Origin of the sequence: Paenibacillus sp. p3-SID1389, assembly GCF_025151705.1 — a bacterium.
In the GTDB taxonomy this organism is placed as follows: Bacteria; Bacillota; Bacilli; order Paenibacillales; family Paenibacillaceae; genus Fontibacillus; species Fontibacillus phoenicis.
On record NZ_JALXVO010000005.1, the window covers coordinates 112,323 to 134,211 of the forward strand.

At 51.0% G+C, this 21,889-nt stretch carries 19 protein-coding genes; 1 reads left to right on the forward strand and 18 read right to left on the reverse strand.

What is annotated here, in order from left to right:
• Positions 1 to 22: 22 nt before the first annotated feature.
• The 4 genes from M3G15_RS03800 to M3G15_RS03815 form a co-directional block, all read right to left on the reverse strand.
• On the reverse strand, positions 23 to 1,027 hold the full coding sequence (locus M3G15_RS03800) for a sugar ABC transporter substrate-binding protein (RefSeq protein WP_260070122.1): 1,005 nt from the start codon (positions 1,025 to 1,027) through the stop codon (positions 23 to 25).
• Between the two features lie 43 nt (positions 1,028 to 1,070).
• Entirely contained in the window at positions 1,071 to 2,090 is a 1,020-nt protein-coding gene (locus M3G15_RS03805; RefSeq protein WP_260070123.1) for an ABC transporter permease, read from the reverse strand.
• Complete coding sequence (locus M3G15_RS03810) at positions 2,091 to 3,599, reverse strand: sugar ABC transporter ATP-binding protein (RefSeq protein ID WP_260070124.1); 1,509 nt, start codon at positions 3,597 to 3,599, stop codon at positions 2,091 to 2,093. It abuts the gene before it with no gap.
• Positions 3,600 to 3,836: 237 nt separating this feature from the next.
• A complete protein-coding gene (locus M3G15_RS03815) occupies positions 3,837 to 4,673 on the reverse strand; it encodes a YitT family protein (protein WP_009224885.1) in 837 nt (278 codons plus the stop codon).
• 417 nt (positions 4,674 to 5,090) lie between these two features.
• Between M3G15_RS03815 and M3G15_RS03820 the strand changes: the two genes are divergently transcribed.
• Positions 5,091 to 8,153, forward strand: a complete 3,063-nt coding sequence (locus M3G15_RS03820; RefSeq protein WP_260070125.1) for an endo-1,4-beta-xylanase — start codon at positions 5,091 to 5,093, stop codon at positions 8,151 to 8,153.
• 53 nt (positions 8,154 to 8,206) lie between these two features.
• Here the strand turns inward: M3G15_RS03820 and M3G15_RS03825 are convergent, their stop codons facing one another.
• The 14 genes from M3G15_RS03825 to M3G15_RS03890 form a co-directional block, all read right to left on the reverse strand.
• Positions 8,207 to 9,727, reverse strand: a complete 1,521-nt coding sequence (locus tag M3G15_RS03825; protein WP_260070126.1) for an ABC transporter substrate-binding protein — start codon at positions 9,725 to 9,727, stop codon at positions 8,207 to 8,209.
• 27 nt (positions 9,728 to 9,754) lie between these two features.
• Complete coding sequence (locus M3G15_RS03830) at positions 9,755 to 10,516, reverse strand: response regulator transcription factor (protein ID WP_009224888.1); 762 nt, start codon at positions 10,514 to 10,516, stop codon at positions 9,755 to 9,757.
• Between the two features lie 7 nt (positions 10,517 to 10,523).
• Positions 10,524 to 12,251: a sensor histidine kinase gene (locus M3G15_RS03835; RefSeq protein WP_260070127.1), complete on the reverse strand. Its 1,728-nt coding sequence runs from the start codon at positions 12,249 to 12,251 to the stop codon at positions 10,524 to 10,526.
• A 135-nt stretch (positions 12,252 to 12,386) separates the two neighbouring features.
• On the reverse strand, positions 12,387 to 13,898 hold the full coding sequence (locus tag M3G15_RS03840) for an ABC transporter substrate-binding protein (protein ID WP_260070128.1): 1,512 nt from the start codon (positions 13,896 to 13,898) through the stop codon (positions 12,387 to 12,389).
• A 64-nt stretch (positions 13,899 to 13,962) separates the two neighbouring features.
• A complete protein-coding gene (locus M3G15_RS03845) occupies positions 13,963 to 14,892 on the reverse strand; it encodes a carbohydrate ABC transporter permease (protein ID WP_009224891.1) in 930 nt (309 codons plus the stop codon).
• A 12-nt stretch (positions 14,893 to 14,904) separates the two neighbouring features.
• On the reverse strand, positions 14,905 to 15,849 hold the full coding sequence (locus M3G15_RS03850; protein ID WP_260070129.1) for an ABC transporter permease: 945 nt from the start codon (positions 15,847 to 15,849) through the stop codon (positions 14,905 to 14,907).
• A gap of 170 nt (positions 15,850 to 16,019) precedes the next feature.
• Positions 16,020 to 17,549 carry an alkyl hydroperoxide reductase subunit F gene (ahpF, locus tag M3G15_RS03855; RefSeq protein WP_009224893.1) on the reverse strand — a complete coding sequence of 510 codons (1,530 nt, stop codon included), beginning with the start codon at positions 17,547 to 17,549 and terminating at the stop codon, positions 16,020 to 16,022.
• Between the two features lie 11 nt (positions 17,550 to 17,560).
• On the reverse strand, positions 17,561 to 18,124 hold the full coding sequence (gene ahpC / locus M3G15_RS03860) for an alkyl hydroperoxide reductase subunit C (RefSeq protein WP_009224894.1): 564 nt from the start codon (positions 18,122 to 18,124) through the stop codon (positions 17,561 to 17,563).
• A 241-nt stretch (positions 18,125 to 18,365) separates the two neighbouring features.
• On the reverse strand, positions 18,366 to 18,785 hold the full coding sequence (locus M3G15_RS03865) for an HNH endonuclease (protein WP_260070130.1): 420 nt from the start codon (positions 18,783 to 18,785) through the stop codon (positions 18,366 to 18,368).
• Between the two features lie 120 nt (positions 18,786 to 18,905).
• Positions 18,906 to 19,124, reverse strand: coding sequence for a hypothetical protein (locus M3G15_RS03870; RefSeq protein WP_260070131.1), 219 nt, complete (start codon positions 19,122 to 19,124; stop codon positions 18,906 to 18,908).
• A 111-nt stretch (positions 19,125 to 19,235) separates the two neighbouring features.
• Positions 19,236 to 19,649 carry a monovalent cation/H(+) antiporter subunit G gene (gene mnhG / locus M3G15_RS03875; RefSeq protein ID WP_009224897.1) on the reverse strand — a complete coding sequence of 138 codons (414 nt, stop codon included), beginning with the start codon at positions 19,647 to 19,649 and terminating at the stop codon, positions 19,236 to 19,238.
• The gene (locus tag M3G15_RS03880) at positions 19,633 to 19,914 is read right to left on the reverse strand and encodes a Na(+)/H(+) antiporter subunit F1 (protein WP_009224898.1); all 282 of its coding nucleotides are present in this window, start codon (positions 19,912 to 19,914) and stop codon (positions 19,633 to 19,635) included. The genes mnhG and M3G15_RS03880 overlap by 17 nt, the downstream gene beginning before the upstream one ends.
• Positions 19,911 to 20,390 (reverse strand): Na+/H+ antiporter subunit E, encoded by a 480-nt coding sequence (locus tag M3G15_RS03885; protein WP_260070132.1) that lies wholly within the window; start codon positions 20,388 to 20,390, stop codon positions 19,911 to 19,913. Before M3G15_RS03885 ends, M3G15_RS03880 begins: the two co-directional genes overlap by 4 nt.
• A 13-nt stretch (positions 20,391 to 20,403) precedes the next feature.
• A complete protein-coding gene (locus M3G15_RS03890; RefSeq protein WP_036645050.1) occupies positions 20,404 to 21,879 on the reverse strand; it encodes a Na+/H+ antiporter subunit D in 1,476 nt (491 codons plus the stop codon).
• Positions 21,880 to 21,889: the final 10 nt, after the last annotated feature.

A 21,889-nucleotide genomic window follows, 5' to 3' on the forward strand; every position in this document is an offset into this window, starting at 1 on the left:
TAATAAGTTATAGAGTATTCCATCATTGAATTGCGCCGGCCTTCTTCAGCAGCTCAATGTACTCGTCGACATTCTCTTTGTTAATCAGCGGATTGCCGATATCCGTATCGATTTGCTTCTCTTCACCGGTTAGTAACTTATGGCTCGTATCGAGCAGCTTCTCCGCAAGCTCAAATGCGTTTTGCAGCGTTGTGGAAGTCATTTTCCCCTCTTTGATCAAAAGCACTGCCTCAGCCGTCCCGTCCACACCGTAAACCAACATATCTTTGTATTTCGGGTTATCCTTCACCACTTCGATGGCTCCGGCAGCCATATTGTCATTCATCGAGATGACGGCATCGATCTTGTCGTTAGCCTGCACCCAGTCCTCCATGTACCGCATGGCCTCGTCCTTGTTCCAGTTCGCGATCTGCTCACCGACAATCTGCACATCGGGGCGTTTATCGAAGAACTCTGCCTGCCAGCTTTTGCGACGCTCATCGGCATGGAAATTGCCAGATGGACCTTGAAGGACAACGACTTTGGCGTTCTGCGGCACCTGTTCAACGGCAACCCGGGCATTAACGGCCGCTTGCTCATAAGGCTGGGCATCTACCGATGAAGCCCCTTCGATCCCCGAAATCCGGGCATTTGTCGTAATCGCAAAGATCCCGGCCTGCACCACCTTCTCGACATAAGGCTGCTGGGCCTCACCATTGTTGGGCTGAACGATCACCAGGTCGTATTTGTTCGTAATCGCATTTTCGATTAACGAATTCTCTTTCTCGTCATTCGCCTCGCCGTCGAAGACATCCAGCTTGATATCTTCATATTTCTCAGTCTCCTCCTTGACCGCATTCGCCAGCCACGCTGCGAACGAATCGGATTGTGCCCGGGCAATATAGGCAACCTTGTAAGTTTTACCGGATGCCTCGCCGCTGGAGGAAGCGTTGGATGGAGATGGAGCTGCCCCATTGTTCGAGCTGCAGGCAGCTAAGATCAGAGCAAATAAACAGATCATTCCCGTGGAAAATCTAATTTTTCTCACATTGCATCCATCCTTTATCCTTAAATTTGAATTCCTTGGTTTCTTAAACTGAAGTGTTCTTCGATTGCTTCTGCCGGATCGCCTGGCGATTGTCCTCTACGCGGCCAAGCAGACTTCTTGTTTTCCGTTTCTTCGTTTGGATATCATAAATAACAGCTAAGGCAATGATCGCTCCACGAATAATTTGCTGCATGTAGGAATTTACACCGCTGAGGTTCATGATGTTGTCCAGGAAACCTACAATAAAAGCCCCTACCAGGGTTCCCCCAGCTGTACCAACGCCTCCCGAGAAGCTGGTGCCCCCGATAATAGCGGCGGTCAGAGCCGTAAATTCATAGTTGACTGCGCCATTGGGCAATCCTGCGTTCACCCTTGCCATGAACAGCACCCCAGCTATTCCGACAAAAATGCCATTGATGATAAAGGCGGTGTATTTGATCTTGTGTACGTTAATCCCGGAGGCAACCGCCGCCTCCTCATTGCCTCCCACAGCGTATACGGATCGACCAAATCGAGTATGGCTGAGCAAATACCAGGTCAGCACGCCAATTGCGGCTAGAAATATCACCGGAATCGGGATTCCCAGCAGCTTCCCTTGCCCAAGGACGACGAAGTCTCCCAGCTGGAGAATATTTTGACCTTTCGTATAGTGAAGGGCGACACCGCGAGCCATGGCCATCATCGCCAAAGTTGCGATAAACGGCGGCGCCTTGAACGTGCTGATCATCACTGCGTTGATTACGTTACATACGACGCCGGTCAATATGCCGACAAACACGGCCAAGAGCATCGAACCGGTCGATTTATATGCAGATACAGCGAAAACTCCGGATAATGCCAGTACAGAACCCGCGGACAGGTCCAACATACCGCAGATGATCAGGATCGTGGCACCAAATGCAAGAATTGTCGTCACCGCCAACTGAGTTGATACGTTCGTTAAGTTCGTAACGGAGAGAAAGTTTGGATTCGCGAACGTACAGATCAGAAACAGCACGAGCAGCACCAGGTAGATACTGTATTTCCGCTTGATTAATTGCCAGATATGAAGAGTGGCACCCATCTATTTCACCTCGCTGGTCATCATTCCAGTTGCATATCTCATAATGGTCTCCTGGGAAAAATCCTCGCGGCCGAGCTCCCCCGTCACCTGACCTTGTGCCATCACATAAATTCGGTCGCACATCCCGATCAACTCCGGCAACTCGGAGGAGACCATGAGAATCGCTTTGCCCTGTTCGGCCAGTTCACCGATCAGCTTGTAAATTTCGTATTTCGCCCCGACATCGATCCCCCGGGTTGGTTCGTCCAGGATCAGGATATCCGGTTGGAGCAGCATCCACCTGCTAAGCAGTACCTTCTGTTGATTCCCGCCGCTGAGTGACGCAATAGGCGTTTCCAAAGAGGGGGTTTTCACTCTCATCTTGTCGAACATCCCCTTGACCAGCTCCTGCTCTCTCTTCGGACGGTGCCGTAACCCGTAAAACACCTGCCCCAATACGGACAGCGTTGTATTCTCCCGTACGGAACGAACAGGAATAATCCCGTACCTCCGCCGATCCTCCGAAAGCATGATCATCCCTTTCTCTAAACTGCCTTGCACAGTGGGCTTGATCACACCCTCATCCTTAATCCGGATCGTGCCGGAGGTTAACGGATCAAGACCAAACAGGGATCGCATCACCTCTGTCCGTCCCGCTCCCATCAGCCCCGCGAAACCAATGATTTCGCCTCTCCGTGCGGAGAAGCTTACATCGCGAAATACCCCCTTACGAGATAGTCCATCGACTCGGAGAATTTCCTCCCCGATCTCCGCCTTCACCTTCGGGTACGTATCCTTCAGCTGACGTCCGACCATCAAGCTGATCACGGTCTCAATATCCAGCTCCTCCTTGGGTCTGCTATCCACTACAGTCCCGTCTCGGAACACGGTGATTTCATCAGCAATCTGAAAAATCTCGTCCAGCTTATGCGAGATGTAAATGATGCTAACGCCTCTGGCTTTGAGCTCACGAATCTTAGCAAACAGCCGGTCGACCTCCTTTTGCGTGATGGCCGACGTCGGTTCGTCCATAATGATGAGCTCCGCTTGATTTGATACCGCTTTCATAATTTCTAGCATCTGAATGTCCGAGACCGTCAAGTCCTTAAGCAGCGTTTTCGGGTCGTACGGCAGCTGCTCCGCTTGCAGTAATTGCAGGGTTTGCCGGGTCACTTCTTTCCAGTTGACCTTCCCCCATCGATTGACCGGCAGCCTTCCCAGGAATAGATTTTCCTCCACGGACATCTCCGCCACATAATTCAACTCCTGGAAGATCATCGATATCCCTAGTTGGCGCGCTTGCAGCGGACTGCCAATTTTCACAAGCTTCCCATCCAGATAAATCTCACCCGCATCCGGCTGGTACACACCGTTGATGATCTTCATTAAAGTGGATTTCCCCGCTCCGTTCTCGCCGCAAAGGACATGCACCGTCCCCTTCTTGACGGAAAAATCGATCTTATTCAGCGCTTTGACCCCGGGAAATGACTTTTCAATTTGAGATACCCTAAGCTTAATGGGTTCTCCCATACTCTCCCTCCCTGCTTCTTCATTTTTGCGGTTTCTCCACGTTTGCTATCCTTATTTCTTTTGAACTTCATTTTAGATAATACTTTTTTAAATGCTTTTAATAAAAGTATATTGATAATCTATTGGTTGTCAATACATCAAAATGGTGTTTTAAGAAAAAAACCATCAGAGAGATTACCCTGATGGTTAATTTTAGGGGGATATTTCATCTTCTACAAATTTCTAACTATGGTTACCTCACTTCGATATATCCAAAAATCCCTCCCCAAACACATCCCGCACGTCGTGGATTGTCAGGAATGCGGAGGGGTCGATGGAGCGGACGATTTTTTTCAAGGTGGATACCTCTTGCTTGCTGATAACAATATAAAGGACCTCCTTCGGGTTCTTCGTATAGTAGCCATGACCCGACAGGACGGTTACGCCGCGGTCCATTTCGGTGATGACCATTTCGGCGATGTCATTCTGCTTCTCGGAAATGATGGTGACGGCTTTCTTGGGATTGAGACCTTCGATCATGAAGTCCATCACCTTCGTGCCTACATATAAGATAACGATCGTCAGCATCAGCTTTTCCGCGCCAATGATGAAATAAGAAGAGAACGCCACGATCAGGTCAAAAAACAACAGCGCGTAACTGATATTCCAATCCAGATATTTATTGGCGATCCGAGCCAGAATGACGGTTCCCGCCGTTGTCCCGCCGACCCGTACGATCAGACCGATGCCAACTCCCACGATCACGCCGGCGAACACTGCATTGATGGTTGGCTCGTGCGAATCGATCCGCCAGCTCTCCGTCAAATGCAGGAACAACGAGTTGAACGCCACCGCAATGATCGTATAGATCGTCGTCCGCCGATCCAGAAATTTGTACCCGACAATCAGCAGCACCCCGTTGATCACGATATTCACCAGCGACGGCGACCACTGGAACAGGTAGTACAAAATGATCGTGACCCCCGTAACGCCTCCCTCACCGAAGTCGTTCGGAATAATAAACAAATTGACGGCCAACGCAAATAAAAAAGCCCCAACAATTAAAACCGCGATATCCGCGATATACTTCTTCATCTTCATCCTAACTTTAAACCTCTCTCCACCATGTTTCTGCCATAACAACCAGAACATCGTAGCGATTCGGATTTCGAAAGTCAAGATGACTTTAACACTTTATTTCTCTAGTCCGCTCGCGTGAATGCCTCCTGTGCGGCCGCTTGGAAGTTCCCCCTCTGCTACACCCACAAGCCATAAACGTCAGGGGAAAATAGGCCAGCATTGAAATGAAAAAGACACCCATCCTAGAGCTCGCTCGGCTTATTGCGGCCATGTCAATCCAATTTATATAAAAAAAGTACGATATCCTCTTTAATTTCGAGAAAGCCGAGGCTGCCGGCGGGATGGTATGATTTGTGGCAGGAAAGGAGGAGCCTTCCAATAAAAAATGAAAGCGCTTAACAAAACTATTCCAAGACAAAGGGGAGTGAGTCAATGAATCAAACGATGAAACGTATCTTCATGCTGCTGATCGCCGCTGTTTTACTGCTGCCTGCAGGATGGCCGGCCAAGGTCACGAAGGCCGAAACCTCGGCTTCGGACGGCACGGTGACGGTGTATCATGAGGACTTCGCGAGTGGAATTGGCAAAGCGGTTCAATCGGGGGGCGCGACCCTGACAAAGGTATCCGGCAAGGTGTTTAACGGCAACGAGGACGGAGGCGCCCTCTATGTCAGCAATCGGGTCAACAACTGGGACGCCGCCGATTTCCGGTTTAGCGACATCGGCCTGACGAACGGCAAGACCTATACGGCCCACGTTACCATCTTCGTAGACGCTGACGTTAGTTTGCCAGCCGGCGCGAAAGCCGCTCTCCAAACCGTAGACAGCTATGGCAATTATGCCGAGACCGACTATGTCGCGGGGCAAGCGGTGACGCTGACGAAGGAATTCACCGTGGATACGAGCGTGGACAAGGCGCTGCGCATTAACTCCAACGCAGCTGGCGCTGCGGTTCCTTATTACATCGGAGACATTCGCATCACGGAAAAAGACGGCTCCGGCGGCGGCGAACAACCGCCAAGAGATCCGGCCTTGCCTTTCTCCACGATCACCTTTGAAGATCGGACCACCGGCGGCTTCACGGGCCGGGCGGGTACCGAAACGCTGACCGTGACGAACGAAGCGAATCATACGCCGGGCGGCGCCTATGCGCTGAAGGTAGAGGGCCGTACCAATACCTGGCACGGGCCGACGCTGCGCGTCGAGAAATACGTGGACCAAGGCGCCGAATACAAAATCTCGGCATGGGTGAAGCTGATCGATCCCGCCAGCTCGCAAATCCAGCTGTCCACGCAAATCGGTGATGGCAGCAGTGCGAATTACGTGGTTCTTTCCCCCAAGACCCTCAGCACCGGGGACGATTGGGTTCTGTTTGAAGGAACCTACCGTTATAACAGCGTGGGCGGCGAATATTTAACGATCTATGTCGAGAGTTCAAATAATGCGACCGCTTCTTTTTACATTGACGACGTCACCTTCGAACGCACCGGATCCGGTCCGATTGCGATCCAGAAGGATCTAGTCCCGATCAAAACGGCTTACCAAGACGACTTCTTGATCGGCAGCGCCATCTCGGCGGAGGATTTGGAAGGCGTGCGGCTGGAGTTGCTTAACATGCACCACAACGTCGCCACGGCCGGCAATGCGATGAAACCCGATGGCTTGCAGCCGACAAAAGGCAATTTCACCTTTACCGCGGCCGATGCCATGGTGGATCAAGTTCTTGCCGAAGGCATGCAAATGCATGGCCATGTATTAGTATGGCATCAGCAGTCGCCCGCCTGGATGAACACCACGACGGATGCGCAAGGCAACACGGTGCCCTTAAGCCGGGAAGAAGCCCTGGCCAACCTGCGCACCCATATTCAAACCGTCATGGAGCATTTCGGCGACCGGGTCATCTCCTGGGACGTCGTGAATGAAGCAATGAACGATAACCCGGGGAACCCGACGGATTGGCAAGCCTCCTTGCGGGAAACCCCATGGAAAACCGCGATCGGCGCCGATTATGTTGAGCAGGCGTTCCTCGCGGCTAGAGAAGTGCTCGACCACCATCCGGAATGGGATATCAAGCTGTATTACAATGATTACAACGAGGACAACCAAAACAAAGCCCAGGCCATCTATCACATGGTCAAAGCACTAAACGACAAATATGCGCTGACGCATCCCGGTAAACTCCTCATCGATGGCATCGGCATGCAGGGTCACTATAACGTTAACACGAATCCGGAGAATGTGCGGCTCTCCCTGGAACGCTTTATCTCCTTGGGTGTGGAAATCAGCATCACCGAGCTGGACATCCAAGCCGGCAGCAACTACGAGCTGTCCGAGAAGCTGGCTAATGCACAGGGGTATTTGTACGCGCAGTTGATGCAGATTTTCAAGGCCCATGCGGATCACATTGCGCGCGTGACCTTCTGGGGTCTGGATGACGGCACAAGCTGGCGCTCCTCGACCAACCCGTTGCTGTTCGACAAGAATCTGCAAGCCAAACCGGCTTATTACGGCGTGATTGATCCCGCCAAATTCATCGAAGAGCACCAGCCGGATGTGTCGGAGGCAAACCAGTCTACCGCCCTCTATGGTACGCCTGCCGTAGACGGAGCCGTGGACGCGGTTTGGAACCAAGCGCCGGCGATGCCGATCGATCGGTACCAGACGGCTTGGCAAGGCGCAACCGGTACGGCCAAAGCGCTCTGGGACGATCACAACCTGTACGTCCTGATCCAAGTGAGCGATGCGCAGCTGGATAAGAACAGCCCAAACCCATGGGAGCAGGACTCCGTCGAGGTGTTCCTGGACGAAAATAACGCCAAAACCTCGTTCTACCAATCCGATGATGGACAATACCGCGTGAACTACGCGAATGAGACCAGCTTTAATCCGGCGTCCATCGTTGAAGGCTTCGTATCGGCAGTCCGGGTCAACGGAACGAACTATACGGTGGAAATGAAGATCCCGCTGAAAACCATCACCCCGGCAAACGATGTAAAAATCGGCTTCGACGCGCAGATCAACGATGCCAAAGACGGCGCGCGCCAAAGTGTAGCCGCCTGGAACGACGCCACCGGCAACGGGTATCAGGACCCCTCCGTCTTCGGCGTGCTGACGCTGACGGGCAAAGGCCCTGTCGATACGACGCCGCCGGTCTTGAAGCTGACCGTTAGCCCGTCCGTCCTTTCCACGCCAAATCACAAGCTAGTTCCGATCAAGGTCACCTGGAAAGCCAGCGACAAAGGTTCCGGCATCGATACGATCAAGCTGGTATCCATCACCAGCAACGAGAGCGATAACGGGCTGGGCGACGGCGATACAGCAAACGACATCCAAGGCGCAGACTACGGGACAGCGGATCAAGAGTTCTTGCTTCGAGCCGAGCGTTCGGGCAAAGGGAACGGAAGAATCTACACCATCACCTACGAAGCAACCGACAAGGCTGGCAACAAGACGACGGCCCAAACCACAGTCAAAGTCCCGAAGGGGAAAAAATAACACCAAAAACGGCGGTGCAGGATTCCAACTCCTTGCACCGCCGTTTTTCAGACTCACCGCTGATTCGAAGCCCGCCAGGCGTCCAGCTGCTTCTGCACCTCGGCCCGGACCTCGTCCAGCCCCGCCTGCTTCAGCTCCTCGTTAAACTTCGGCAGCTCGGTGTCCACGTCCACGCTGCCGGTCATGAGGCTCGGATAGTATTTTTGCCACACCATCTTGATGTTCTGGATCTGGATCGGCATCATCGATAAATCCGGCGTAAACCCCAACGTGCTTGATTTCACGGCCCGGGCGTTCGAAGCGCGGAACTCCTCCCATTTGTTTAACGGCTCCGGATCTTCTCCGCCTCGCGTCTTAAGAATGAACCAGTTGCCTTGCGTATATGTCACGCCCGTATACCCCGGCAAAGCGCCCGGGATCGGGTTGCCGTCGGCATCCTTCCGGGGAATCAGCACGATTTGACCGTTCTTGTCTAGGGTGTAATGCACGCCTTCGATCCCATAGTTAAACAGGTTCCGCACCTCAGAATCGGTGTTCAGCAAATTCAGGAACTTAATACATTCAACCGGGTATTTCGTATCCGCGCTCACCGCCATAACGCCTCCCCGCACGTCTTCGGTCGTCACGACCTCCGTCGTTACGGGATGCGCCACCACTTTGTACCCGCGATCCTTGCTCCAGCTATGCTCGGACAAGGGGCCGCCGCTCGACGCTTTCCAGAACACCTTCTTCCCGCGCTCCAGCTCCTGGCTCTCCCGCAAGGCCGCATCCTCGTTGATGTAGCCAGCCTGATAATAACGTCGCAGCGTATCCATCACCTGACGGGCTTCCGCTGTTTCAAAGATGTTCACGACTTGAGGGTTTGGGTCTAAGGACCGCACCATCAACGGGAGCTCCTTGTCAATGACGTACTCATACCCATATAAAGCGAAGAAGTTATGGGAGTCCTTATCCAGCTCCATCGGCAAATACTCGGGTTCCTTCTGCTGAATCATCTGCAGCAACGGCTCCAGAGATTCCAACGTGTTGTACTTCGTAATATCGATGTTATACTTGCGGACCAGCTCTTCCGGATACATCCACTGTTGGCGCACCGCGAGTTCCTTGTTGGTCGGCACCCCGTAAATCCCCCCGTCGTCCATGCGCACCCCTTCCCAAAAGATCGGGTCGATCACATCATACATATCCTTGCCCGTACTGGACAGATAGTCATCCAGCCGCAGCCAGGCCCCGCGTTTGACATAAGTCGTGAATTCAGGGGCATAGGCGATGTCGAAGGGAGTCCCTGCCGATACCATCGTGTTCAGGCGGTTTTCGTATTCCTGCCATCCGACCTTGATATAGGTGATCGTGATGCCGATTTTCTTCGCCAACACTTCATTGATTTTGTCATTCACCTTCTCCAGATCCGGATCCGGCTCTCCAATCGTATAGTAAACCAGATTGACCATGTCCTTATGGGGCGCCGTATCCCCTTTATCCGAGAAAAGGGAACAGCCGACGGCAAACAAGGCCAACAAGCCGGCGACCACCGCGCATAGGGTCAGGCGACTGAACCAAGAGGGCTGCTGCATAACATCCTCCTTTCCGCTACGAGGAGCCTAGCTTTTTTTCCGCAGATCTGAAGGGGACATGCCAAAATATCCTTGAAACTGGGTATAAAAATAATTCAAATTCGGATACCCAACACGATGCGCAATGCTGGAGATTTTCTCGTTGGTGGTCAGGATCCGTTCCTTCGCTTGCAGCATCCGGTAAGCCATCAAATACTCTGAAAATTTCATGTGCGTTTCCTTTAGAAACAGCTGTCCCAGGTACGTGCTGTTCATGCGAAAACGCTCGGCCACCGACTTCAGTGTAATGTTCTGGGCGTATTCCGCCTTCACCATCAACAAAATGCGGTTGGTCAGCTTGGACAGCTCCTCGTAAGGAATCCCCAGGATCGGATCCGTGTTCAGGTCTTTCTTGTGGACCCCGTCCAATGCCCCGTTCAGGTCCTCCACAATGATCTTCTCAATCACCTTCTGCAGCTTGGAACGATCAACGGGTTTCAGCAGATAGTCCTTCACGCCGCAACGGATCGCCGCTTGAGCATATTCGAACTCGCTGTACCCGCTCATAATGATATATTTGGTTGGAAGACGCAGCTCATTGAGCTTTTGGATAATCTCATAACCGAGATCCGGGCCGATGCGTACATCGAAGATCGCGATATCCGGCATGATCTCTACGGATTTGGCGATCGCTTCTGCTCCCGTTTCGCACGTCTCGATCAGGTGGAAGCCGTACTCTTCCCAATTCAGGGTTCGCTTCATCCCCTCCAGAATCTGCGGTTCATCATCAACGATCAGAAGTTTGTACATCCTGCAGTCACCCCTTTGAGATGATCACGGTAATCTTGACTCCTGCTTCCTCGTTATTCTCGATTTCCATCCGAAAAGCGTCCCCATAGAAAAAGCTCAGCCGAGTATACACATTCCGCAGCCCAATGCTCCGAACAGGCGCATCATCTCTGCTGTAAAGACTGCCTCTTATTTCCTCCAAGCGCGCTTCAGGTATTCTTTTGCCATTATCCACAAACTCCAGAACGAAGCGACCGTCCTCCTCCCAGCCATTCACGACGAGCAAATTAAACTCACTGCTCGGATTAAAGCCATGAACGAAGAAGTTCTCCGCCAGCGGCTGCATCCAAAATTTCACCGTGGATATGGCCAACAGCGGCTCCTCCACATCAATTTGGTAATAGAACCTTCCCGGATACTTGAGCTCCATGATGCTCAGAAATTTCTGCAGTAACTCCAGCTCTTCGCCGATGGTAATAATATTATCTTTATGGACGATATCGCGGTACAAGGAGCCTAAGGTCGCGATAGCATCCGCGGTGTCCACGTCCCGGTGCAGCAAAGCAGTAGAGCGAATCGACTCCAGCGTATTATAGAGAAAATGCGGGTTGATCTGATGCTGAAGCGCTTTCATCTCGGTTTCCTGCTGCTTTAGCTTCAGCAAATATTCGGTGCGGATATGTTTGTCCAGCTCATGAACCATATCGTCCAATTCCCGGGCAATCATCCCGTACTCGTTGCGGCGATACCGGGCGGGGGAATTCGGTGTGAAATCCGCCGTTTTCACCCGTTTGATCGAATTTATAATGTGCCTCAAAAATCTGGCGTCATCCCGCATGTTGTAGCCGATGAGCAGCAGAACACTAATCATGGCCAGCAAGACACTGCCTACGATGGTGATCAGAATGCCCGCTTTCTGACGCATCAGGTGGGACAAATCTACAAGCATCACCAAACGGTAATCGAACTTCGTGGATTGGAAGTTCATGAAGAAGACATTTTTTAATCCGCCCAGGGAGGAAAATCCGCTGCTGCGTGTCTCTTCAGCGGCGCGCAGAACCATCTCCTTCGTTCCGTGATCCATCCCGGAGATCATGTACACTTCGCCCAAACTACTTACGGCGGCAGCGATGTCCAATTTATAACCAAGAATCTTCCGGAATAAGGGTTCACTGCCGATCAAGAAGCGAAATTCCCCAATCTGGCGAGAGATCTGGTTCGGATCGGACAGCTTCTTCCGGTACACAAAGCCCTTCTCTATCTTTTCACGAAAAATCTCATCCGTATTGGGAACGCCAAACCGGAAGCTAACATTGCCGCTGTCGCTAAACCGCACGATATTGGCACCGTTCTCGGTATGCAAGCTGACTTGCGTAAGATCCCCCTTCATCGAGCTGTATAAGAAGGCCCTCATATCTTCAGGGAAGGAGACCAGCGGCTCGTTATACAAGCTATATTCCAGCCTGCTCGTCAGGTACCCTTCCGCCGTGTTCCCCAGGAAATAACGGACATCCGTCATCAAGCGGTCATTGGAATAGATGCGCTGCATATACGCCTCAATGCGATCCGTATCATACTGCAGCTCACTCTCAACCCGACCAAAGGCGCTGACCGCCTCGTTTCGGGCACTCTCAATCCACTGATAGATGAGAACCGCACAGGTCATGAGACCAAGCACCAGACCGATCGTTACGACAAACACCGTATAGGCAATGAATTTGCTGCGATAGATTTTAATCTGCCAAAAGGAACCCATTCTCGCGCCTCCTTCACCGTTAATGTTGCGGCGCTGATTCCATTGCCCTCATCTATCCCCATTATATCATCATATGGGAAAGCCCGAACGGAGAATACCTCCTCCGTCCGGGCTAACTCAATCGGGCTTTATTTCTTATTGAAAGAAGGCATCGATTTGCTCTTGTGCAGCCTTCATGATGGTATCCATCCCGGCTTTCTTGAGTTCGTCAACAATCTTCGGTACCATCTTCTCCGGATCGGATGCACCAGTCAGCAACTCATAACGGTATTTATCCCACGTTGCTTTCACGTTCGCAACTTCCGTTTGCAGGTTGGTCGTGTCGAGCGAGAAGCCCAGCAAGGTCGAAGCCGTTGCTTGTTCGTTCAGCTTTTGAACTTGTTGCCATTGATCTTCTGGGGCCCCTTTGGTTGTCGCCATGTTGAAAAAGGTGCCTTGCGTATAGGCTGCCAGCGGCCAAGTATCCGAGATCCGTTCAACCACTTTCTCTCCGTCTACTTTCACGTAGTCTACGCCTTCTTCACCAAAGGCCAGCATGTTACGCAGCTTCGGATCGGTATTAACGAGCTCCAAGTATTTCAGAGCTTCCTTCTTATACTTCGAATTCGCCGAGATTCCGTTGAGGGAACCTTGAATCGTAGCCGTCGTGTAGAGCGGACCGTAAACCTGCGTCATATCGTACTTCTCAACGCCTTCGTTAATTTGCCAAGTGATATCCGCCCCTGGGAAGCCTTGAGCACTAAAGAATGGACGGCCTTTGTCGGCTTCAGGCTTGGTCGGAGCATCCGGATTGATAATGCCGTCTTTGTACCATTGGTGCAAAATCTTCAATTCATCCATGATATCCTGCTGTTCCAGCACGGAAACTACCTTGCGGGAAGCGTCATCCACCTTCACGCCAATCGGAGGGAAGCCCAGCGCAAGATCGTCATACCGGTTGAAGAATCCGTTAAACCCATCGCCTTGCGTCAACGGCAATGGATAGAAGCTCTTGCCTTCTCCCGCCTTCATATCGTGGAACGGTTTATCCAGATCCTTCAGCGTCTTGATGTTGTTTAAGTCGATGCCGTATTTCTCAACATATTTGTGGTCGAACACCCAGTATTGGGTCATCGAGGAGTCCTTATAGGTTGGCACGGCGTAGATCTTGCCGTCGACCTTCGTCCCATCCCATACCTTCTCCGGAATGAACTTGTACAACTCCGGCGTCTCGCTTTGCACCAGCTCAGTGATATCCGCCAGCGCTCCCATCGTCACTTGCTGATTGTATTTGGAGACGTTGGTAAACAGAATGTCGAAAGGTTCACCCGTATTTACAATCGTATTGATTTTGGTGTCCCATTCACCCCAGCTAGCTACCTTGATATCCACCTTCACGCCAATTTTCTCTGCGGTGTACTCATTCATCGCTTCGATGGCTTTCTCAAAGTTATCCGGAATTTGTCCGCCAATCGTCCACCACACCAAAGTCGGGATTTCCCCCGAATCTGTTGTCGTAGAGTTATCTGTAGAGGTGCTAGAAGAAGTGTCCGAAGTATTGCTTGCCGACAAAGAATTGGAGTTCGAACCGCCGCCGCAAGCCGCAAGAACGGACAATAGAAGCATCACAGCACATAGAGTAGAGATGAGCTTCAAAGACCTTTTCATAGATATTTCCTCCCTTTTGAATATGCTATATTCATAAACTGATACAAGCTCAGCTTATTTCGAATTAGCCTTTGACCGCGCCTACCGTCAAACCGGAAATGAAGTAGCGTTGGAAGAAAGGATACGCAAAGGCCACTGGAAGCACGATGACGATGGCCACCGCCATACGGGCTGACTCTTTAGGCATCGTTGCCACCAGCTCGGCGTAGCTGATCCCCAGACTTGAAGCATTTCGAGCCAGCGCGTCCACATTGCTCATCAGGTTGTTTAACAGCGCCTGCAAGGAATACAGGTCCTGATTGTTGATGTACAACATCGATTGGAACCAGTCATTCCAGTAACCAAAGCACAGGAACAATCCAATCGTAGCGATCACCGGCAACGAGATCGGCAGGATAATCGAGAAGAAGATCCGGAGCTGACCAGCCCCGTCGATTTCGGCGGATTCGATTAACCCGTCCGGGATCGTGCTTTTGAAGAACGTTTTACAAATGATGACGTTAAAGGAGGAGACCGCCAGGGGCAGGATCAACGCCCATACCGTATCTTTCAGCCCCAGCAGATTCGCATTGATATAGTAGCTGGAAACCAAGCCGCCGTTAAAGACCATCGGAATAAAAACGACCCAAGTCAGGAACCCCTTCAGCTTATAGTTCGGCCGGGAGAGAACGTACCCCATCGAGGTGGTGAGCAGAATTCCCAGCACGGTTCCGACGATCGTAACGAAGACGGAAATCCCTAGCGCCTGCAAAATGACCGTTCCTTGCTTGGCGATATAACCGTAAGCCTCTCCCGAGAACGCCGTTGGGATCAGGTGATAACCGTTCTCCCGGATCGATTGCTCACTGGACAGCGAGATGGACAACACCACCAGCATCGGCACGACGCAAATCAAAGCCAGGAAGAAGAAGAGGAGATGAAGGAGCACGTTCACCACTTTACTTGGACGATTAAATCGGTCCAGGCCGCTTTCATACACCGTTCTTGCTGCCATATCTGCACCTCCTTAAATCATCGCGCTGTTGGGATCGATTTTGCGAACCGTCCAGTTCGCGGCCAGAATCATCAGACAGCCCAGAACCGACTGCACGAAGGCTGCTGCCGAGGCCATGCCAACGGTTGCGGTTTTCAGCTGCTTGTAAACCATTACATCAATGGTCGTGGTCACATTAAACAGGGAATTGGAATCCCGCGGCACCTGGAAGAACAGCCCGAAATCGGTATAGAAAATACGTCCCACCGCCAGGATGAACATCATCACGATGACCAGCTTCATCAAGGGCAGCGTAATGAACCGAGTCTGTTGCCAAAGGGTGGCGCCGTCGATTACGGCCGCTTCGTAGTAGGTTTTATCGATACCAGCGATGGTCGCTAAATACACAACCATGCCGTACCCGAGTCCCTTCCAAACATTCATAAAGATCAAGAAGTAAGGCCAATATTTCGGTTCCATGTACCAGTTGATCGGCTCTACTCCCCAACCTGCCAGCATTTGATTGAGAATCCCTTTATCGAAGCTCAAGAACGCCCAGCCCACGGCCGAGACCACAACCCAGGAAAGAAAGTAAGGCAGGAACATCATTGTTTGGTAAGCCTTGCCTGCTCTGCGGTTATGGAGCATTCCGATCATTAACGCTAAGGCTACGGGGATCACAATCCCAAGAACGATAAAAATAATGTTGTAGCCGATCGTATTTCGGATAATGATCCAGGCATCGTTGGACTTGAATAAGAACTCAAAGTTCTTGAGGCCTGCCCATGGGCTCTTGAACACATTGCTCAGAAAACCGCCGGTGATTTTGAAGTTCTTAAAGGCGATGATGATCCCGAACATCGGCAGGAAGCTGAACAAGATGTACCATATCGTGGTTGGCAAAGCCAACAAAGTCAGCTCCGTGTCTTGCTTGCGCCAACGCGTTCGTAAGCGCTTTCCATTTATTTTCGAGTCCATACGCGGTCACCTCTTTCCACTTCAGCTTGTTTTGTTCTGGATACCCTCATTTTATTGGAAAGATAGCGCTTTCATCTAGACAACAAACTTGAGACTATAGTCAAAAAACGTTAGATTTGCACAGCAAGAAAGCCCGCTCAAAGAGCGGGCCTTATCCATAACGCAATATATTATTGATTGCGAATCAGGTAATCAAAAGCGCCTAAAGCTGCTGTCGCGCCAGATCCCATGGAAATGATGATTTGCTTGTAAGCCGAATTCGTGCAGTCACCGGCGGCAAATACGCCTGGAACGGTTGTAGCCCCACGGTTGTCCACAATGATCTCGCCCATCCGGGTGCGCTCCAGCGTGCCTTCCAGCCATTCGGTGTTCGGTACGAGACCGATTTGAACGAATACGCCTTCCAGCTCAAGATGCTTCTCTTCGCCGCTTTCCCGGTCGATGTAGGTCAGTCCGTTCACCTTGCTGTCGCCCGTGACTTCTTTCACTTGCGCGTTCTTGATCACAGTCGCATTCGGCAAGCTGTTCAGACGTTCCTGCAGAACCGAGTCCGCTTTCAGCTCAGACATGTATTCAAGCACAGTCACATGCGAGGCGATGCCCGCCAGGTCGATGGCTGCTTCTACGCCGGAGTTTCCTCCGCCTACAACGGCCACACGTTTGCCTGCGAACAGCGGACCGTCACAGTGCGGGCAATAAGCCACGCCCTTGTTCTTGAATTCCGCTTCGCCCGGTACATTCATATTGCGCCAACGTGCCCCCGTGGATACGATAACGGTCTTGCTCTTCAGCACGGCACCGTTCTCCAATTCCACTTCAATCAAGTCATTCTTGCGAAGACTCTTGGCCCGTTGCGACGTCATGATGTCGATGTTATATTCCTTCGCATGTTCTTCCAAGCTTACTGCCAGCTTCGGCCCTTCGGTATATTTCGTGCCGATCAGGTTCTCAATCCCCAGGGTATCGTTGACTTGGCCGCCGAAGCGTTCTGCCACGATCCCTGTACGGATGCCTTTGCGTGCAGCATAAATCGCTGCGCTGGCACCGGCAGGTCCGCCCCCGATCACAAGCACATCGAATGGTTCTTTGCCTTCAAACGCCGACGTGTCCGAGGCACCCAATTTCGCCAAAATATCCTCGACGGACATCCGGCCATTGCCAAACAACTCGCCGTTCAAGAATACCGTAGGCACTGCCATAATCTCTTTGCTCTCGACTTCATCCTTATAAGCCGCGCCGTCGATCATGGTATGGGAAATGCCAGGATTTAGTACGCTCATCAGGTTCAACGCCTGAACCACGTCCGGGCAGTTGTGGCAAGACAAGCTCACATAGGTTTCAAAGCGGTATTCGCCTTTAATCGCTTTGATTTGATCAATGATATGTTGTTCCACCTTCGGTGGTCTTCCGCTGACTTGCAACAAAGCCAGTACCAGGGAAGTAAACTCATGGCCCAGAGGAACACCGGCAAAGGTGATGCCGGTGTCTTCCCCAACGCGATTTACGCTGAAGCTTGGGGTTCTGGGTAAACTCGTTTGCTCGACGGTAATTTTATCCGACATGCTGGACAACTCGTTGACGAGGTCCATCATCTCGTTCGAAACCGTATCGGTTCCGGCACTGACTTTCAGCAGAACATTCCCTTCCAGAAGCTGAAGATATTGCTCTAATTGTTGTTTAATGTCTGCATCCAGTTTCATAATGGTTCTCCTTAGATTTTGCCAACCAAGTCAAGGCTTGGTTTCAAAGTAGCGGCGCCCTCTTTCCATTTTGCCGGGCACACTTCGCCTGGATGGTTGTGAACGTATTGAGCCGCTTTGATCTTGTCGATCAGCGTGCTTGCGTCACGTCCGATGCCACCAGCTGTAATTTCAATCGCTTGAATCACGCCGTTCGGGTCGATAATAAAGGTAGCGCGGTCAGCTACGCCTTCTTCTTCGATCAATACATCGAAGTTACGGGAAATCGTGTGAGTTGGGTCACCGATCATGATGTAAGTAACCTTGCCGATCGCTTCGGAGCTGTCATGCCATGCTTTGTGCACGAAGTGGGAGTCCGTGGAAACGGAATATACTTCAACGCCAAGCTCCTTCAGAGCAGCGTAGTGATCTTGCAAGTCTTCCAGCTCAGTTGGGCATACGAAAGTGAAGTCCGCTGGATAGAAGCAAACAACGCTCCATTTTCCTTTGAAATCTGCGTCGGAAACCTCGATGAATTTCCCGTTGTGATAGGCTTGAGCTTTAAAAGGCAATACTTCTTTTCCAATCAACGACATGATTTGAACTCTCCTTTTATCTTTTTGTTTTCTACTAGTTATTTATATTAATTATTATATGCTAATGATTCTCACTGTCAATTCAGTTCATCAAGTCTTCATAATTAATATACCCGGAATAGCCGAATATAACCCTTAGGCCGACAGACGTGCATGATCCCCCATCGCCAATCGTTTTGATAACACAATACTGATTTCCACCCAGGGCCGCGAAATCCTTTCTTTCCGACTATAGATTTATTTAATGAGATCTTGGTTTGATCCTGGAACAGCATAAAGCTATCAAAATATGAAAACCAAGCTTGATTGGACGGGGAATGGAACGCAGCTTCTCTTTAAAATAGTCCAGCGCCGGGCGATTACCCCGTCTTGAGTTGCACTCGCCGCAGGAGGCGATGAGGTTCCGCGGCAGATCCGAACCGCCCTTGCTTGAAGGAATCAGATGATCCACCGTTGTTGCAGGCTGCCCGCACCATAGGCAGGTGTAACGGTCTCTTTTCAGGGCGAGTTTACGATATTTCCGGAACAAAAAAGGGTTGTATAACAACTGAATGGTCTGCTCATCGATCCAGACGGCACGCGACCGATTCACCTCCCGCCAAGCTCGGTCCAGTGTACAAGGGGTTAATTCCTGGCCATCCGTATTTAGTACCGTAATCATCACCAGCTCCTCCTTAACGATAAGATCTCTCCGACAGAGCCAGGCATTCCCTCATCCCCTTGGAACTTCGTTCCAAAGAAAAAAGCACCCCTGCGGGTGCTATACATCAAGCGATTTCCTTTAATCGTCATCCGGCAAGCTCTCGACTGCCGTAAAGAAAACATCGAGCAGTTCCATACCAAAGTTCGCTTTAACGTATTCAGAGATTCGGTCCAGCTCTTCCCGGCTGTCGTATTCCAGGCAGGGTCGCCCTTCGCTCCACAACACCCGGCATGTAAATAAACTCTGAACCTTTTCAATGACTACGTCTTGATCTACGGGTCCCTGATGAACAGCCATGCTACTTGCCCCTTTTTAACCAATGTGATTCCTTTGGTGTGTGCCACTTCATTATTATCTAAAATTTTAACGACTGTCATCTATGACAATCCTCACATGGTCGAAAGGCGCTTAGGGTGTACCTTGAAGCATCGTCTCCTGCTCAACCGGCTCTACCTGATCTTCTCCCTCGAAATTCTCATCCGGCTGGTAGTATTCCCTGAGCTCATCCTCGGCGGTTCCCTCCGCTAACGGCACGCAATGTCGATAGGCGGCACGGCTGATCACGTGGGCAGACACCGGGGCTGTCAGAAAGACAAAGAAGATCCCCAAGATCAGGCGAATACTGAAGTAGCCATCGGTAATGATGAAATACAACAAAGTGCCAACCATCGCGCACAGCACGCCTAGCGTCGAACTCTTCGAGGCGGCATGAGATCTTGTGTACACATCAGGCAACCGTAAATTGCCAATCGCACTGATCAAGCTAAAGACAGCACCCGCGAGGATCAGAATCGCACCAACAACTTCACCGCTTCCGCTCAATGACCGCACCCCTTTCCATAAACCGGGCAAACGCCACCGTTCCAATGAAGGATAAGATCCCAATCAGCAAAAGAAGATCAAAGAAGGCATGAGTATGCAGCAATACCGAGAACACGGCGATACTCGAAATTAAATTGATGCCGATGGAATCCAGCGCCATGACCCGGTCCGCACTGGACGGACCTTTGACGACACGGTACAAGTTAGCTAAGATCGCCGCCAGCAACAAACATAAAGCGATGATCAAGATCGTATTAAAAATCATTTTCGAGTCACATCCTTTATCGCTTTCTCGAACACGGCTTTTGACTTCAGAACGGAATCCTTCGACTCCGGCATATTCAGTCCATGTATATATAATGTCTTCGCATCCGGGGTAATCTCCATTACGACGGAGCCCGGCGTCAGGCAAATCAGCAAGGACAACAGGGTCACTTCCAGATCCCCTTCCAAATCCGTCTCCACCTTGAAAATCCCGGGCTTCACATCGACTTTGGGACGAAGCACGTGCTTCATGACCGTCATCGACGAGATAATCAACTCATGAATGAAGATAATGAGCAGCTTCCCTACCGCCGCCAACGTAAATAGATAGAACGGCTTATTAAAGAAGCGACGTATGCAAAATAGAATAAACATACCGACGAAATAACCGCCAATAAAGTTGATGATGCTGGTTTCATCCTGTAGAAACATCCACAGGTAAGCTATAAAGATGTTGAGCAGCACCTGAATGGGCATGGCTGTCCCCCCTTTAGTCCATCACAGCATGGATATATCGATTTGGATCAAGCAATTCCTGTGCTGCTTGGGCCACATACCCAGCCGCCCCTTCAGCACCCAGCCCTAAAGCCAGGCTGGCAATGGTCAACAGTGCGATTGGAAGCAGGAGCCCCTGGGTCGTCCCCTTCTCATCATCTACGCTCAGAATGGTCTCGCCCCAAAAGACGCTCATGAACAATTTGATCATGGAATACAAGATAAACAAACTGGCGGCAAGCCCGATTCCCCCAAGCCAATAATCACCGGACTCGAAGGTTCCCTGAATCGTAAATACTTTACCGAGAAAGCCGCTGAGCGGCGGAATTCCAACCATAGATAACGCGGCGATCAGAAACATCCAACCTAATTGCGGGTGAAGCCGAATCAGACCACTGATGTCTTGTAACCTGCTGGTCCCCGTAAGATAGATCACCGTACCGCCGATGAGAAAGATCAAGGCCTTGATCAGAATATCGTGCAGTAAATAGTAGATGGAGCCCATCATGCCTTCCTGTGTCATCGAGACCAGGCCAAGCAGGATAAACCCAACGCTGATAATCACATTGTAGGTGATGATTTTCTTCAAATCCCCGAAGCCCACAGCTCCAAGTCCTCCAAGAATCATCGTTGCAGCCGCCAATATTCCAATAATTAAATGAGTGATCTGCGGTTCATGATAGAAGATGAGCGTAAACATCCGAAAGATCGCGTAGATCCCCACCTTGGTGAGCAGCGCCGCAAAGATGGCCGCAATGGCAGTAGGTGGAACGCTATACGAGCCTGGCAACCAGAAGAAGAGCAATAATCCGGCCTTTAATGCGAACACGATCAGGAACAGCAAGGCTACCGTGGTGATCAACCCGTCCTGGCCTACCTCTGCGATCCGAATGGATAAGTGAGCGAGGTTCAACGTGCCTGTGATCGAATATAAATAGGCGACCCCCATCAGGAAGAACGCAGAGGCGATAATGTTCGTGAAAATATATTTTAACGCCTCGCGAAACTGCTGCCGTGCCCCGCCCATCGTGATCAACACATACGAAGCGACGAGAAATACTTCGAAGAAGACATATAAGTTAAATAAGTCCCCTGTCAGAAACGAGCCGTTCACCCCTGTAATCAAGAACAAAAACAACGGATAAAAGTAAAGCTTCTCCTGTTTCCGTCCGATCGACGGGAAGGCATACAGCAAACAGCCAATCGAAACCACCGAGGTTGCGAGCAACAGCAACGCGCTGAACATATCACCGACGAAGCTAATGCCGTAAGGGGCTTCCCAGCCGCCTAGCTGCAACGTCTGAATACCACCCGCATTGATCTGGTGAATGAGTAGAATGGAAACCAAGCACGTTGCCAACAGGGCAAGCAAGCTAAGGATCCGCTGAAGCCGGAGGTTTTGCTGAAAAACAATGAGAACCATCCCCATCATCAGGGGAATAATCACCGGACCGATCAACCAGTTATTCATGCTCATGTCC

Excerpts from the sequence above, each read along its gene's own strand:
- M3G15_RS03815 (WP_009224885.1), bottom strand. The coding sequence starts at position 4,673 with ATGAAGAAGTATATCGCGGATATCGCGGTTTTAATTGTTGGGGCTTTT.
- M3G15_RS03885 (WP_260070132.1), bottom strand. The coding sequence starts at position 20,390 with ATGCCCATTCAGGTGCTGCTCAACATCTTTATAGCTTACCTGTGGATG.
- M3G15_RS03880 (WP_009224898.1), bottom strand. The coding sequence starts at position 19,914 with ATGATTTTTAATACGATCTTGATCATCGCTTTATGTTTGTTGCTGGCG.
- M3G15_RS03820 (WP_260070125.1), top strand. The coding sequence starts at position 5,091 with ATGAATCAAACGATGAAACGTATCTTCATGCTGCTGATCGCCGCTGTT.
- M3G15_RS03850 (WP_260070129.1), bottom strand. The coding sequence starts at position 15,849 with ATGGACTCGAAAATAAATGGAAAGCGCTTACGAACGCGTTGGCGCAAG.
- M3G15_RS03810 (WP_260070124.1), bottom strand. The coding sequence starts at position 3,599 with ATGGGAGAACCCATTAAGCTTAGGGTATCTCAAATTGAAAAGTCATTT.
- M3G15_RS03830 (WP_009224888.1), bottom strand. The coding sequence starts at position 10,516 with ATGTACAAACTTCTGATCGTTGATGATGAACCGCAGATTCTGGAGGGG.
- M3G15_RS03865 (WP_260070130.1), bottom strand. The coding sequence starts at position 18,785 with ATGATTACGGTACTAAATACGGATGGCCAGGAATTAACCCCTTGTACA.
- M3G15_RS03870 (WP_260070131.1), bottom strand. The coding sequence starts at position 19,124 with ATGGCTGTTCATCAGGGACCCGTAGATCAAGACGTAGTCATTGAAAAG.
- M3G15_RS03835 (WP_260070127.1), bottom strand. The coding sequence starts at position 12,251 with ATGGGTTCCTTTTGGCAGATTAAAATCTATCGCAGCAAATTCATTGCC.
- M3G15_RS03845 (WP_009224891.1), bottom strand. The coding sequence starts at position 14,892 with ATGGCAGCAAGAACGGTGTATGAAAGCGGCCTGGACCGATTTAATCGT.
- ahpC (WP_009224894.1), bottom strand. The coding sequence starts at position 18,124 with ATGTCGTTGATTGGAAAAGAAGTATTGCCTTTTAAAGCTCAAGCCTAT.
- M3G15_RS03805 (WP_260070123.1), bottom strand. The coding sequence starts at position 2,090 with ATGGGTGCCACTCTTCATATCTGGCAATTAATCAAGCGGAAATACAGT.
- ahpF (WP_009224893.1), bottom strand. The coding sequence starts at position 17,549 with ATGAAACTGGATGCAGACATTAAACAACAATTAGAGCAATATCTTCAG.
- M3G15_RS03825 (WP_260070126.1), bottom strand. The coding sequence starts at position 9,727 with ATGCAGCAGCCCTCTTGGTTCAGTCGCCTGACCCTATGCGCGGTGGTC.
- M3G15_RS03890 (WP_036645050.1), bottom strand. The coding sequence starts at position 21,879 with ATGAATAACTGGTTGATCGGTCCGGTGATTATTCCCCTGATGATGGGG.
- M3G15_RS03840 (WP_260070128.1), bottom strand. The coding sequence starts at position 13,898 with ATGAAAAGGTCTTTGAAGCTCATCTCTACTCTATGTGCTGTGATGCTT.